Below are 12,998 nucleotides of genomic sequence, written 5' to 3' on the forward strand. Positions count from 1 at the left end.
CCTAGTTGACTAAGTTCTCGCCGGAGAACTATGTTCGCCTTTGACGAACTTAGTTCTCCGACTGGAGCACCATGCCTCTCAAGACCGCTTTGATCACCGGGGTCAGCCGCCCGGCCGGGCTCGGCTTCGCCGTGGCCGGCCAGCTCGCCGAGCTGGGCTTCCACGTCGTCCTCACGGCACGCGACCGGGCTGCGGCGGAGCCGCTGGCCGCCCGGTTGCGCCAGGACGGGTACGCGGCCACGGCCCTGCGCCTGGACCTGTCCGACCGGGCCGGCATGGACGAGGCCGCCGGCTACCTCACCCGGACCTTCGGCCACCTCGACGTCCTGATCAACAACGCCGCGGCCATGCCCGACTTCCAAACCCTGACCGTGCTGGATGCCGACATGGACGCGGTGCGTTCCGCCATGGAGGTCTCCCTGATCGGGCCGTGGGCACTGACCCAGGCGCTGTTCCCGCTGCTGACCGCCGCACCCGCGGCCCGGATCGTGAACGTCTCCAGCCTGGCCGCCCTCCAGATCGCCACCGGACTGGACCTCGGCGCGCCGCTGCGCTCCCCGGCGTATTCGATGGCCAAGTTCATGCTCAACACCCTGACCGCCGTGTTCGCCCGCGCCCTGGCCGGCACCCCGATCCTGGTCAACGCCGTCGAGCCCGGCAACACCGCCACCCACCCCGAACGCGGCGACGACGACAACGACCGGCCCGCTGCGGAAAGCGCGCGAGGCGTGGTCTGGGCCGCCACCCTGGGCCCCGACGGGCCCAGCGGCGGGCTCTTCCGCGACGGGAAGCCGTTGTCTTGACCCGGCCCGCACACCGCTGGTGGATCCTGGCCGTCATCTGCCTGGCCCAGCTGATGGACGTGCTCGATGTCACGATCGTGAACATCGCCCTGCCGCACGCCCAGCAGGACCTCGGCTTCTCGGTCGGCGACCGGCAGTGGATCGTGACCGCCTACTCGCTGACCTTCGGCAGCCTGCTGCTGTTGTCCGGCCGCGTCTGCGACCTGGTCGGACGGCGGGTGATGTTCCTGACCGGCCTGATCGCTTTCGCCGCCGCCTCGGCACTGGGCGGCGCCGCACCCGACTTCGAGGTCCTCGTCACCGCCCGCGCGCTGCAGGGCGCGGCAGGCGCGATGCTCGCCCCCGCCGCGCTCTCCCTGCTCTCGACGACCTTCACGCAGGCCGGGGAACGCGCCACCGCGTTCGCCGTTTTCGGCGGCGTCTCCGGCTCGGGCGCCGCGGTCGGCATGCTGCTCGGCGGCATCCTCACCGAATTCCTCGACTGGCGCTTCACGCTGTACGCCAACGTCGCCATCAGCCTCGTCGCCCTGATCGGTGCCGCCACCCTCATCCCGCGCCAGACCAGGACCGGGAACCGGCCGCGGCTGGACGTCCCCGGCACGCTCATCGCGTGCGCGGCGATGTTCGGCATCGTCTACGGCTTCGCGAGCGTCGAATCACACTCCTGGACCACCCCGGACACCTGGGGCTTCCTCGCCGGAGGCGTGGTCCTGCTCGCCGTGTTCGCCTGGTGGCAGACCCGCGCCGCGCACCCGCTGCTGCCACCGCGCGTCCTCCTCGACCGCACGCGCGGCGGCGCCAACCTGGCGATCTTCATCGGCGGCATCGGCCTGTTCGGCGCGTTCCTGTTCCTGAACTACTACCTGCAGCAGGTCCTGCGTTATTCGCCGGTGGTGACCGGCCTCGCGTTCCTGCCCATGGTCGCCACCCTCGTGCTCGCCGGAGGAGTGTGCACCACCCAGCTCTACCCCCGCCTTGGCGCGAAACTCCCGGTCACGGCCGGCATGCTCATCGCGGCGGGGGCGCTCGCCTGGCTGACCGGCATCGGCCCCGCCAGCTCCTACGCCACGAGCGTCCTGGGTCCGCTGATGCTCTTCGGCGTCGGAGTCGGTGCCACCATCGCCCCGGCCATGAACGCCGGCACCACCGGCGTCCAGCCGCAGGACGCCGGCATCGCCTCGGCCACGGTCAACGTCGCCCAGCAGATCGGCGGCTCCATCGGCACCGCGCTGCTCAACTCGCTCGCCGCCGCCGCGCTGGCCGGGTACCTGGCCGGCAAGGACGGCACCAGCCAGGCCGTCCAGGTGGACGCGGCGATCCACGGTTACACGGTGGCCTTCTGGTGTTCGAGCGCGATCTTCGCCGGTGGTGCCGTGGCCTGCGGCCTGATCCTGCGAGCCGGCAAGCCCGAACCCGCTGGGCGGACCGAATACCAGGTCAGCGCAGGGAGAGCAGGCTGACCAGGTCGTAGGCGACGTGGGACGCCGCCACCGCGGTGATCTCGGCGTGGTCGTAGGCGGGCGCCAGCTCGACCACGTCCGCGCCGACGAGCCGGCACGTCCGCAGCCCACGCAGGATCTCCAGTAGTTCCCGGCTGGTCAGGCCGCCCGCCTCGGGCGTGCCGGTGCCGGGCGCGTGCGCGGGGTCGAGCACGTCGATGTCCACGGAGACGTACAGCGGGCGGTCGCCGATCCGCTGGCGCAGCGCGTCTACGGTCTCGTCGACGCCGCGCCGCAGGACGTCGGCGGCGGTGACGATGCCGAAGCCGAGCTTCTGGTCGTCGTCGAGGTCCGCCTTGCCGTACAGCGGGCCGCGCGTGCCGACGTGGCACACCGCGCTCGTGTCGAGGACGCCCTCCTCGACGGCGCGGCGGAACGGGGTGCCGTGCGTGTACGGCTCGCCGAAGTAGGTGTCCCACGTGTCGAGGTGCGCGTCGAAGTGCAGCAGCGCCACCGGGCCGTGCTTCTTGGCCGCGGCGCGCAGCAGCGGCAGCGCGATGGTGTGGTCGCCGCCGACGGTGACCAGCTTGGTGCCGCCCGCGGAAAGCGCTTCCGCTTCCTGCTGCAGGGTTTCGATCGCCTCGCCGATGTTGAACGGGTTCACCGCGATGTCCCCGGCGTCGGCCACCTGCGCGGCTTCGAACGGCGACACGTCGAGACCGGGGTGGTACGGGCGCAGCAGGCGGCTCGCCTCACGCAGCGCGGCGGGGCCGAAGCGGGCGCCCGGCCGGTAGGACACGCCGCTGTCGAACGGGACCCCGACCACGGCGACGTCGGCGCGCTCGACCTGGTCCAGCCGCGGCAGCCGGGCGAACGTGGCGAACCCGGCGAAGCGGGGGACGCGGGACGAATCGACGGGACCGACGGTCATGATGCGGGAACTCCTTCAGCTTCCGGCTGAGCCGCTTTCCCGCTCAGCCGTTCTGTCCAGCGCGCCAGCACGTCCGCGGGGGTTCGCGGCGTGGCGAAGCTGACGGCGAGGTAGACGACCAGGCTCGCGCCGAGGCCGTAGTAGATGGGCTCATTCGCCTCGAGCCCGTCGGTGATCATGAAGACGACCACCACGATCGACCCGGTCACCATCGACGCGAGCGCGCCCGCGCGGGTGCCGCGCCTGACGAACAACGCGCCGAGGATCGCCACCAGCAGCCCGCCGACCAGCAGGTTGTAGGCCACGGTCAGCGCCGCCACCACGTCGGTGACGACCATCGCGATGCCGATGGCCACCAGCCCGAGCACGAGCGTCACCACGCGGTTCGCGTTCACCCCCAGCGGGCGGGCGCGGAAGCGCGCGAGCAGGTCGTTGGTGCTGACCGTCGAGCACGCGATGAGCGCGCCGCTCGCGGTCGACATGAGCGCCGACAGCGCCGCCGCCAGCACGAGCCCGCGCACGCCCGTGGGCAGCAGCCGCTCGGCGATGGTGGCGAACGCGTCCTGGGCGCTGGCCAGGTCCGGGTACAGCGCCTTGGCCGCCGTGCCGATGAGGGCGCCGGCGAGGCCGTAGAGCAGGCAGTAGACGCCGGAGATGATGCCGCCCGTCGTGGCGACGCGCGGGGTGCGGGCGGTGAACACGCGCTGCCAGATGTCCTGGCCGATGAGCAGGCCGAAACCGTAGATGAGCACGTAGGTGAAGATCGTGCCGCCGCCGATGCTGGTGAACGAGAAGTAGCTGCCGTCCAGCCGCTCGCGCAGCCCGTCGAACCCGCCGGCCGACGTCAGCGCGATCGGCAGCAGCAGCGCGAAGATGCCGATCGTCTTGACCACGAACTGCGCGATGTCGGTGAGCGTGATCGACCACATCCCGCCGAGCACCGAGTACAGCACGACGATCGCGCCGCCGATGGCGATGCCCGCGGCGTCCGGGATGTCCAGCAGGACCTTGAAGATCGTGGCGAACGCGAGCGTCGAGGTGACGGTGAGCATGAGGGTGTACGCCCACATCACGACACCGGAGATCGTGCTCGTGCTGCCGCCGTAGCGCAGGTCGAGCATCTCGCCGACGGTGTAGACGCGGAGTTTGACCAGCCGCCGCGCGAACACCGCGTGCAGCACCAGGATGCCGAGCCCGATCGTGATCACGAGCCAGGCACCGGAGATGCCGTAGGTGTAGCCGAGCTTGACGCCGCCGATCGTGGACGCACCGCCGAGCACGACGGCCGACATCGTGCCGGAGTACATGAACCAGCCGAGCCGCCTGCCCGCGACGAGGTAGTCGCTCTTGGTGCGGGCGAGGCGCAGGCCGTACCAGCCGATCCCGATCATCGCCACCACGTAGAGCCCGATCACCGCGTAGTCGCCGCCCACGCCGGCCTCCTTCCCTCGCGCCGTTCCGGTCACCGTAGGACTCCGGGCCCGGCGTGCAGGAGAGGACGAACCATCCCAATCCGGGTTAGTCTCTGGCTGAAATGGCCAAGACACCGCCGCGGATGGAACCGGATGTCACCGTCCCGTTAAGAGCCGTGGTCGGCGACCCCGCTCTCGCGCTGGAGCCGGTGCGGGAGAGCTTGCGTCCCGGCGCGCTCGACCTGGCCGTCCGCTGGGCGCACGTGAGCGAACTGCGTGAGCCGGGGCCGTACCTGCTGGGCGAGGAACTGCTGCTGACCGCGGGCGTGAACCTGCCGGACGAGCAGCGCGAGGTCGAGCGCTACGTACGCGGGCTGCGGGACGCCGGGATCACGGCGCTCGGTTTCGGGGTCACACCGCCACTGCACGAGGAGCTGCCGAGGACGTTGCGCCGGGCGTGTGCCCGGTACGGCCTGCCGTTGCTCGTCGTCCCGGTGACCACGCCGTTCCTGGCGATCAGCCGGGCGGTGGCGGTCGCGCTCGCGGAGGCGAGCCAGCGGGACCAGCGGCGGATCGCGGAAGCCAGGGAAGCGCTTACCCGTGCCGCGTCCGCCGGGCCTGCGGAGGTCGCGCGCGGGCTCGCGCACCGCCTGCCGGGCTGGGTCGCGCTGGTGAACGCCGACGGCACCGCGGCCGTGGAGGTGCGGGCACCCCTGCCCATCCCGCCCGAGCTGGCCGCGTTGCTGGCCCGGCTGCGCGACGGCACCGGAATCCGCAGCGCGACAACGGAACTGGCTGACGGCACGTTCGTGCTCGCGCAACCGGTGTACCCGCAGGCCACGGCGTCGCGCCTGCTCGTCGTGGGGCGGCGGCAGCGGTTCGAGGCGACGGACCGGGCGGTGGTCGGCATCGGTGCGGCGTTGCTGGGGCTGGCCGACCAGCCAGGAGCGGCGGCGCTGGGCGGTACGCTGACAGCGCTGTTGCTCGGACGCGCGGACGCGGACGGGGTGCTGGGGGAGTTGCTGCCGTCAGGGGAGTACCGGGTGGTGGCAGGCGTGCCGGAAGGGAGTGCACCCGGCATCGGCTGGTTGCGTGACCGGCTCGGCACCCCGCTCGTGGAGACCAGCGAAGGTTTCACCGCCATCGTGAGCACGGCGCCGGACCTCGGCGAACTGCGGGCACACGGCTGGCTCGCCGTCACGACCCGGCCCGTGGAACCCGGCGAACTTTCCGTCGCCGCAAGGGAAATCCCCGCGCTGCTGCAACGCGCGCGGTCGACGGGCATGCCGGTCACCGCCGGAGAGGGCTTCGACGCGATCGTCCCACCGGAGGTCGCCAGGAGCTACGCCGTCCGCACGCTCGCGCCGATCGCGGACCGCCCGGAGCTGCTGGACACGCTCCGCGCGTGGCTCGCCCACCACGGCGGCTGGGACCGCACGGCGGCAGCGCTGGGCGTGCACCGGAACAGCGTCAGACACCGGATCGGACAGGCCGGACGCCTGCTGGGCGCCGACCTGTCCGATCCCGACGTGCGTATGCGGTTGTGGTTCGCCCTCAGCAGGGCCTGATCTCACTCGACGACGGCGATGTCCCCGTCGTCGAAGTGGATCGTCTGCCGCAGCCTGCCGCCGAGCGCGCTCGCGTACTGGGAAAGCGCTTCCCGCTCCGCGATCGAACCGCGCTCGATCTCGTACACGTGGCTCTGGGTCACTCCCATCTTCTCGGCGAGGTGGTGCTGCGTCAGGCCGCGGCTGCGGCGGATCTCGGCGAGGCGGTGCCCTCGCACGGCGTTCAGCAGCTCCTCGCTCGCGGTTTCGGCCATGTCACACCCCTTGCCCCACGGTCAGCCACTCCTCTTCCGAGAAGACCGCTTCGCCGAGGTCGACGCCTTCGGGCTCGGGTGCGGGGGTGTACTCCGGCACCGGCAGGCGCCGTTCCAGTTCGGCGGTCCACTGCAGCATCGCGCGTGGCCGGTCCCAGCTCGCCGCGCCGACCAGCTGGCCGTTCCGCACGAACCCGGTCACGCCGTCGGCCAGCTGCACGGTGTCCTCGCCGAGCGCGGGCATCCCGGCCATCTGCAGCCGGTGCTCGTAGATGCTCGACCAGGCGCGCGGCAGGGGGGTGAACGGCTTCGCGAGCCGCCTGCCCACCATCAGGTTCTCCGCCGCGGCCCGCGCGGACTCCACCGCGTTGATCCAGTGCTCGACGCGGCGGGGCGTTTCGTCGAAGCGCAGGTTCGGCCAGCGCGCGACGTCCCCGGCCACGACGACGTCCTCGGCGCCCTCGGCGAACAGGGTCGCGTCGCACAGCACGCCGTCGGTGATGTCCAGGCCCGAACCCCGCAGCCAGTCGACCGCGGGCACGCTGCCGATCGCCAGCACCACGCAGCTCGCCACGACGAGCTGGTTGTTGGTCAGGTGCAGGCCGAACGCGTCCTTCGTGCTGATCCAGTGCCGCACCTCGGAGTTCATCGCCAGCCCCGCGCGGTGCTTCTCGTGCGTCTCCGTCACCGCCTGCGCGACGCGCGGGCCGAACCGGTACAGCGGCGCCTTGGCGTGCCCGACGAGCGTGACGTCCCGGCCGAGCGTGCGCATGCTCGCGGCGAACTCGCAGCCGATGAGCCCGCTGCCGATCACGACTGCCGGCTTGTTGCTGGCGGTCAGCGCGCGGCGCAGCGACACCGCGTCCTCGACCGTCCGCAGCACCCGCACGCGCGGGTCGTGCCGTGGCGCGCCGGGCAGGTGCCGCGGCACGACACCGGTCGCGATGATCAGCCCGTCGTACCAGAGCTCCTCCTTGCCGGGCAGGTGCACGACGCGCTGGTTGGTGTCCAGGTGCGTGGCCCGGGTGCCCAGCCGCCAGTGCGCGTCCAGCTCGACGTAGGGCTTCAGGCCGGCGTCGATCGGCCGGATCTGGCCGGTCACCAGCTGCTTCGACACCATCGGCCGGTGGTAGGGCTTCCGCCGCTCGTCCCCGACGATGATGATCTCGCCGTCGAAGTTCAGCTCGCGCAGCCGTTCGGCCGCGCGCAGGCCGGCGACCCCGCCGCCGACGATGACGATCCTGTCTCCATCACTCATCAGACATCCCTCTCAGGACGATGGCCTGCATCGGGCAGCAGCGGGCCGCCGCGGCGGCCTGCTCGAAGTCCTCCTCCTGGAGCTGGCGCCGGTAGCGGAGCCTGCCGTCGCGGTCGAGCTGGAACAGGCCGGGCGCCTCCCACACGCAGATCCCGAAGACCTCGCAGCGGTCGTTGTCCACGCTGATCCGCGGGCCGCGGAAGCGGTTGAGCGTCTTCATACGAGCTCCTCCACCAGTCCGATGCGCTCGAGCGCGCGTGAGGGCAGGAACCGCAGCACCGACAGCGTGAACGTCGGCACCAGCAGCGTGATCCCGGCGAGCCACAGCACCGACAGGTGCCCGTTGGCGATCGCCCCGAAGAACGAGTGGATCGCCAGCAGCGGGATCGCCAGGTAGGCCAGCCGGTGCAGCCACAGCCAGCGGCGATAGGCGATGAACCGGTGCGTGCTCGCGGTCAGCGCGATCGCGAGCATCAGTTCCAGCCCGATGATGCCGAACGCGTGCCGGGCGAGTCCGCCGGGCAGGAACGGCACGCTCAGCTGCACCACCGAGAACGCGCCGAGGGACAGGAAGTGGAACGCCGCCGCGTGCACGATGCCGAACGCGAGCGTGAGCGTCGCCAGCACCATGTGACTGCCGCGCAACGCCTTGCGGCCGGTGATGTTGCGGACCCAGCCGGTGGCGGTCAGCACGCCCCAGCACAGCGTGAGGCACATGAACACGTAGGCGAGGCGTGCCGACATCTGCGCGACGCCGCGCAGCCCGGCGTCCGTCGTCGACTGAGCAAGAACGGACGTCGTCATCTGGACCGCCTTTCACCCCGCGGGCTGTTTTTCCCGCTCAGCAGTGCGGTTGGCTGCATAGTCGTCTCCTGGTCGATGTCTTCTTCTCGCGGAACTGCGGATGAGCCACAGCAGGAGCAGCGTCGCTCCGCACACCAGCAGGCCGAGCACCACGCTGGTGAGGATGTCCATGGACCCGAGGTTGAGCGCCGAGGCGGCCGAGGCCGACGCGGTCGTCCCGACGGGCGGCTGCGGCAGGGCGTCGAAATCGATGAGCCCGGTGCTCTCCAGCAGCGTGATGTGCCGCAGCACCACCTGGTTCGCGGTGTTGGCGAACGCGCGGATCTCGTCGTTGCGCGTGCCGGCGCGCACGTTGCCGATGATCGGGAAGATCACGCCGTGCGCGGCACGCAGCCGGTTGGCGAAGACCCGCTCGAACTGCGCCGACGAGGGAGCGGTGCGCATCTCGGTGAGCCAGCTCTGCTGGTCCGGCGTCGGCTGGTCGGGCAGCACCACGCGGTACTTCGCCGCGAGGTCGCGCACGGCCACGTCGAGCCTGCCGTGGTCGACCATCAGCGTCTGCCCGACGTTGCGCACCTGCGGGGTCTGCGCCCGCACCCTGGCCATGTCGCCGGCGGGCATCTCCCACAGCCCCGCCTGCCGGACGCGGTTGAGCAGGTCCCGGTCCGAGTCGGTGAGCGTCGCGGTCTGTGCCGAGGCGATCGCGGGTGCGGCCAATTGGGTCAACACCAGTACGACCACCAGTACCAGCAGTTTCCGGAGCCGGTCAGAGTCCGAACGCATCGGACCGCCCGGGGTCGGTGGCCTTGAGTACCTTCTCGCCGCGCGGCGTGATGGGGAACCACGCGCCGGCCATGCCCTGCCCCGCGGTCTCACCCGGCATCTCGTCCTTGGTGTAGCGGTAGAGCGGCCAGCCGCCGAGCGTGGCCTGGTCGGTGCCGTCGTCCCTGGTCAGCGTGCCGACGAGGGATTGGTCCAGTCCGGTCAGGTGCTCGGTGGCGGCGGCGGGCACGGGTTTCCACTGCTGCGCGCACGCGCCCGTGCACGTGGATTTCGGCGGGTTGGCGCTGTCGCGGTCGTAGCGGTAGATGGTGAACCCTCCACCGTCCACGACGATCTGGCCGAGGTCGAACGCGCGCACGGCGGTCAGTGCGGGGCCGATGTCGCTCGTGCCCATGGTCGCCATGCCGCTGCGACCTGCGGCGGAGGAGTACGGGCTGGAGACGTCACAGCCCGTGGTGACCGCGAACACGGCGAGTCCCGCCACGGCGATCGGGATCACCGATCTCGGTTTTCGTTGCATCACAAAGAGACTTCCTTCCCTGTCGGGGGCCAGGGCGGTCACGTCCACCCGCAAAGGACCTGCGTGCGGACGTGGTGAATCCACTGTGGACGGGGGAGTCCACAGTGGAGTGAAAGCGCTGTCGGGGGTCAGCGCCGTTGGGGCCTTCGCCGGGGGATACGGCGGGTGCCCGAATCCGGTTCAAAGAATGTGAAGGAATTTTTTGGTACTGGACTACTGCCCGGTTCACCGTAAAGATGTCGCCCGTGGGACGCCACAGCCGATCTTCACGAACCGTCGTCGAGCCGGAGGCCGACGCCGGTCCCGACGACCTCGCCGCCGCTCTGTACCAGGAGTTCGGGCGGCCACTGCTGTCGTTCGTGCTGACCTTGACGGCGGGCGACCGGCAGTGGGCCGAGGACGTCGTGCAGGAGACGCTGATCCGCGCGTGGCGCAACGCCGACAAGCTCGACCGCGAGCCGGAGATGCTGCGCGCGTGGCTCTACACCGTGGCCCGCCGCATCGTCATCGACGGCTGGCGCAGCAGGCAGGCCCGCCCGCAGGAGGTGGAGGAGGCCGAGCCCGACTCCGTCGGCGTGCCCGACGAGTCGGACCGCACCCTCGCCGCGATGGTCGTCTACGAGGCGCTGCGCAACCTCTCGCCGGAACAGCGGGAAGCCGTGCTGCAGACCTACATCCGGGACCGGACGGTGAACGAGGTCGCGGCCTCGCTCGGCATCCCCCCGGGTACGGTCAAGTCGCGCATCTACCACGCGGTACGCGCGCTACGGCGGGCCTTACGAGATCGGGGGTGACGTGAGGTGGGAGGGGTAGCGCACACCGACATCGCCGCCTACGTCCTCGGCGTTCTCGACGAAGCCGAGAGCGCGGTCTTCGAGGCCCACCTGCTCGACTGCCCGCACTGCCAGCTCGACCTGCTCGAGTTCTACGACCTGCCGGAGATCCTCGCCGAGGTCGGCAAGTACTGGCCGGACCCGCCGATCCCGCAGCCCCGCCCGCTGGGCGGCATGTTCGACGAGCTGGCCAGGCTGCGTCGTCGGAGCCGGATCATCACGCGCATCGCCACGGTGGCCGCGGTGCTGCTCATCATCGCGGGACCGCTGCTCACCCTCGCGCTGCTGCCGTCGGACTCCCCCGGCGAGGCGGCGCCCCCGCCCGCGCCGGTCGCCGCGAGCACCCAGGCGCCGCCGGGCACGGCGAGCATGTTCGTGGGCAGTGAGACCGGGAAGTCGTTGCAGGCACAGGTGATCGTGCAGCCGACGCCGTGGGGTTCGAACGTCGACCTCGAACTCGGCGGTGCCTCCGGGCCCAAGACCTGCCAGCTGGTCGCCGTGCCGTGGGCCGGCACCGAACAGGTCGTCGCCACCTGGACCGTGCCCGCGACCGGCAGCGCCGATCCGCTGCGGATCTCCGGCGGCACCGGCATGTCGCCCGCCGAGATCGCCCGGTTCGAGATCCGCACCACCGAGGGCGAGCTGCTCGCGACCATCCCGCGCTGACCAGGGAAGATAACGGCCGGATAACGGCCAGGTCGCGTTTTGAACTACTTGAGCCCCCCATCCGTATCTCCCAGTGACGGGCCTCGGGGGCCTTCTCCGTCACCACTTCATTTCCCGCTGTTGCCCTGGGTGCTGCCCACGCACGCGCGCCCCGGGGTCCCGACCCGAACGAGGAGTAGTTCATGGCCCGCACCGAAGGCCGACATCGCGTCAGTCGCAGAACCAAGATCGCGACCGGGCTGCTGGGCGCCGCGCTCGCGGTCAGCGGCATCGTCGTCGCGACCACCGCAGGTGACGCCGGTTCCGCGAACGCGGACGCGGTGGACAAGGCGTTCTTCGTCGACATCACCACCGTGGCGCCCAACGTGAAGACGCCGAGACCGCAGCGCGGCGCGTCCACCGGGACGTTCACGGTGGACTGCGGCAAGAACGAGAACCAGCACTTCAACCCGGACAACTTCATCGCGCAGCCCGGCGTCCGCAACGGCGCCCAGCACCTGCACGACTACGTCGGCAACCTGACCACCAACGCGGACTCCAACAACAAGAGCCTCCTGGCGGGCGGCACCACCTGCAAGAACGGCGACAAGTCCGCCTACTTCTGGCCGGTCGTGCGCATCGACACCGAGGACGAGGAGACCAACGCGCCCGAGTCGGCCGAGGAGGCCGACGTGCAGGCCGAGCGCGACCAGGCCGCCCAGGACGCGGTGACCCCGCGCGTGGACTGCCCCGACGTCGCGAGCCAGCTGGACAACGTGCCGGACCAGGCGATGGCCACGGTCGACAGCGAGCTGGGCAACCTCGACCAGCAGGCCGCGGCCGCCGACCAGCAGCTGGCGGACAAGCAGGACGCGCAGGCGCAGGCGCAGGTGCTCGAACCGCTGAAGGCCCAGCGCAAGGCCAGCATCGACAAGATCAGCCAGGCCACCGGGCAGCAGGTGGACGCGGGCGCCGACCTCGCCACGTGCGGGGTCAAGGACGCCACCAGCAACGGCATCGACAACGGCGACCAGAACAGCGACGGCGCCGGCACGCTCGCCGCGGCGGACAACCAGCGCAAGCGGGGCCGCGGCGGCAACGGTGGCAATGGCGGCGGCACGACGGCGCCGTCGTCGAGCGCGGCCGCGTCCACGAGCGCGAGCCAGCTGCCCGGCCCGGACGAGAACAACGAACTGTCCGGCAACGACGGGGAGATCCAGCGCCCCGCCACCGTTTCGCTCACGTTCCGCGGCAGCCCGGTGACCCGGGTGCGGGCGATGCCGAAGTTCCTGCGCGTGCTCACCGGTGACGCCAAGCAGAGCACCAACGGCACCGCCAACGCGCGTGCGGCGTGGACCTGCACCGGCATGGAGGACCGGATCCTCGACAAGTACCCGATCTGCCCCGAGGGCAGCAAGGTCGAGCGGATCCACGACTTCCCCAGCTGCTGGGACGGCAAGAACATCGACAGCGCCAACCACCGCACGCACATCGTGTTCCCCGACGCGAACGGGCGCTGCAAGCGCGGGTTCGTCGCGGTGCCGCAGCTGCGGGTCACGCTGACCTACGACATCCCGCGGGCGGTCCAGCTGGCCGGTCAGTACAAAGTGGACTCCTTCCCGGAGGAGCACCACAACCCGCTGTCCGACCACGACGACTTCGCCAACGTGATGTCGCAGCGCATCATGTGGCGCCTGGTCAACTGCATCAACACGGGCCGTACCTGCAAGGAGTGACGGGTTCCCCGG

Annotated in this window: 14 protein-coding genes; 6 read left to right on the forward strand and 8 right to left on the reverse strand. The window is 71.0% G+C overall.

What is annotated here, in order from left to right:
* The first annotated feature begins 71 nt into the window (after window positions 1-71).
* Window positions 72-803, forward strand: coding sequence for an SDR family NAD(P)-dependent oxidoreductase (locus tag ABFX51_RS16790; protein WP_091510242.1), 732 nt, complete (start codon window positions 72-74; stop codon window positions 801-803).
* Window positions 800-2,263, forward strand: a complete 1,464-nt coding sequence (locus ABFX51_RS16795; protein WP_218153512.1) for an MFS transporter — start codon at window positions 800-802, stop codon at window positions 2,261-2,263. The genes ABFX51_RS16790 and ABFX51_RS16795 overlap by 4 nt, the downstream gene beginning before the upstream one ends.
* On the opposite strand, the gene speB is transcribed toward ABFX51_RS16795, so the two are convergent.
* Window positions 2,241-3,173 carry an agmatinase gene (gene speB, locus ABFX51_RS16800; protein ID WP_346054174.1) on the reverse strand — a complete coding sequence of 311 codons (933 nt, stop codon included), beginning with the start codon at window positions 3,171-3,173 and terminating at the stop codon, window positions 2,241-2,243. The genes ABFX51_RS16795 and speB overlap by 23 nt on opposite strands.
* A complete protein-coding gene (locus tag ABFX51_RS16805) occupies window positions 3,170-4,606 on the reverse strand; it encodes a sodium:solute symporter family protein (protein ID WP_346054175.1) in 1,437 nt (478 codons plus the stop codon). The genes speB and ABFX51_RS16805 overlap by 4 nt, the downstream gene beginning before the upstream one ends.
* A 101-nt stretch (window positions 4,607-4,707) precedes the next feature.
* Here ABFX51_RS16805 and ABFX51_RS16810 point away from each other — a divergent pair, with 101 nt between their 5' ends.
* Window positions 4,708-6,153, forward strand: a complete 1,446-nt coding sequence (locus ABFX51_RS16810) for a PucR family transcriptional regulator (protein ID WP_346054176.1) — start codon at window positions 4,708-4,710, stop codon at window positions 6,151-6,153.
* A gap of 2 nt (window positions 6,154-6,155) precedes the next feature.
* On the opposite strand, the gene ABFX51_RS16815 is transcribed toward ABFX51_RS16810, so the two are convergent.
* From ABFX51_RS16815 to ABFX51_RS16840, 6 genes are read right to left on the reverse strand one after another with little or no spacing between them, the layout of a single operon-like run.
* Window positions 6,156-6,407, reverse strand: a complete 252-nt coding sequence (locus ABFX51_RS16815; RefSeq protein ID WP_091510248.1) for a helix-turn-helix domain-containing protein — start codon at window positions 6,405-6,407, stop codon at window positions 6,156-6,158.
* A gap of 1 nt (window position 6,408) precedes the next feature.
* A complete protein-coding gene (locus ABFX51_RS16820) occupies window positions 6,409-7,665 on the reverse strand; it encodes an NAD(P)/FAD-dependent oxidoreductase (RefSeq protein WP_091510263.1) in 1,257 nt (418 codons plus the stop codon).
* Window positions 7,658-7,885, reverse strand: a complete 228-nt coding sequence (locus ABFX51_RS16825) for a ferredoxin (RefSeq protein WP_177228795.1) — start codon at window positions 7,883-7,885, stop codon at window positions 7,658-7,660. Before ABFX51_RS16825 ends, ABFX51_RS16820 begins: the two co-directional genes overlap by 8 nt.
* Window positions 7,882-8,469 (reverse strand): ferric reductase-like transmembrane domain-containing protein, encoded by a 588-nt coding sequence (locus ABFX51_RS16830; protein ID WP_346054177.1) that lies wholly within the window; start codon window positions 8,467-8,469, stop codon window positions 7,882-7,884. The genes ABFX51_RS16825 and ABFX51_RS16830 overlap by 4 nt, the downstream gene beginning before the upstream one ends.
* A 12-nt stretch (window positions 8,470-8,481) precedes the next feature.
* On the reverse strand, window positions 8,482-9,252 hold the full coding sequence (locus ABFX51_RS16835; protein WP_346054178.1) for a DUF4142 domain-containing protein: 771 nt from the start codon (window positions 9,250-9,252) through the stop codon (window positions 8,482-8,484).
* Window positions 9,236-9,751, reverse strand: a complete 516-nt coding sequence (locus ABFX51_RS16840; protein WP_346054179.1) for a hypothetical protein — start codon at window positions 9,749-9,751, stop codon at window positions 9,236-9,238. The genes ABFX51_RS16835 and ABFX51_RS16840 overlap by 17 nt, the downstream gene beginning before the upstream one ends.
* A gap of 266 nt (window positions 9,752-10,017) precedes the next feature.
* Here ABFX51_RS16840 and ABFX51_RS16845 point away from each other — a divergent pair, with 266 nt between their 5' ends.
* From ABFX51_RS16845 to ABFX51_RS16855, 3 genes are all read left to right on the forward strand, one after another.
* Entirely contained in the window at window positions 10,018-10,566 is a 549-nt protein-coding gene (locus tag ABFX51_RS16845) for a sigma-70 family RNA polymerase sigma factor (RefSeq protein WP_091510267.1), read from the forward strand.
* A gap of 6 nt (window positions 10,567-10,572) precedes the next feature.
* Entirely contained in the window at window positions 10,573-11,271 is a 699-nt protein-coding gene (locus ABFX51_RS16850; RefSeq protein WP_346054180.1) for a zf-HC2 domain-containing protein, read from the forward strand.
* Window positions 11,272-11,453: 182 nt separating this feature from the next.
* Complete coding sequence (locus tag ABFX51_RS16855; RefSeq protein ID WP_346054181.1) at window positions 11,454-12,986, forward strand: DUF1996 domain-containing protein; 1,533 nt, start codon at window positions 11,454-11,456, stop codon at window positions 12,984-12,986.
* Window positions 12,987-12,998 lie beyond the last annotated feature (12 nt).

Origin of the sequence: Amycolatopsis dongchuanensis, from assembly GCF_039542405.1 — a bacterium.
GTDB classification, from domain to species: Bacteria; Actinomycetota; Actinomycetes; order Mycobacteriales; family Pseudonocardiaceae; genus Amycolatopsis_E; species Amycolatopsis_E sacchari.

What these genes read in the sequence shown, in the direction of transcription:
- speB (WP_346054174.1), bottom strand. Translation starts at nt 3,173, where the DNA reads ATGACCGTCGGTCCCGTCGATTCGTCCCGCGTCCCCCGCTTCGCCGGG.
- ABFX51_RS16830 (WP_346054177.1), bottom strand. Translation starts at nt 8,469, where the DNA reads ATGACGACGTCCGTTCTTGCTCAGTCGACGACGGACGCCGGGCTGCGC.
- ABFX51_RS16790 (WP_091510242.1), top strand. Translation starts at nt 72, where the DNA reads ATGCCTCTCAAGACCGCTTTGATCACCGGGGTCAGCCGCCCGGCCGGG.
- ABFX51_RS16855 (WP_346054181.1), top strand. Translation starts at nt 11,454, where the DNA reads ATGGCCCGCACCGAAGGCCGACATCGCGTCAGTCGCAGAACCAAGATC.
- ABFX51_RS16810 (WP_346054176.1), top strand. Translation starts at nt 4,708, where the DNA reads ATGGCCAAGACACCGCCGCGGATGGAACCGGATGTCACCGTCCCGTTA.
- ABFX51_RS16820 (WP_091510263.1), bottom strand. Translation starts at nt 7,665, where the DNA reads ATGAGTGATGGAGACAGGATCGTCATCGTCGGCGGCGGGGTCGCCGGC.
- ABFX51_RS16815 (WP_091510248.1), bottom strand. Translation starts at nt 6,407, where the DNA reads ATGGCCGAAACCGCGAGCGAGGAGCTGCTGAACGCCGTGCGAGGGCAC.
- ABFX51_RS16825 (WP_177228795.1), bottom strand. Translation starts at nt 7,885, where the DNA reads ATGAAGACGCTCAACCGCTTCCGCGGCCCGCGGATCAGCGTGGACAAC.
- ABFX51_RS16835 (WP_346054178.1), bottom strand. Translation starts at nt 9,252, where the DNA reads ATGCGTTCGGACTCTGACCGGCTCCGGAAACTGCTGGTACTGGTGGTC.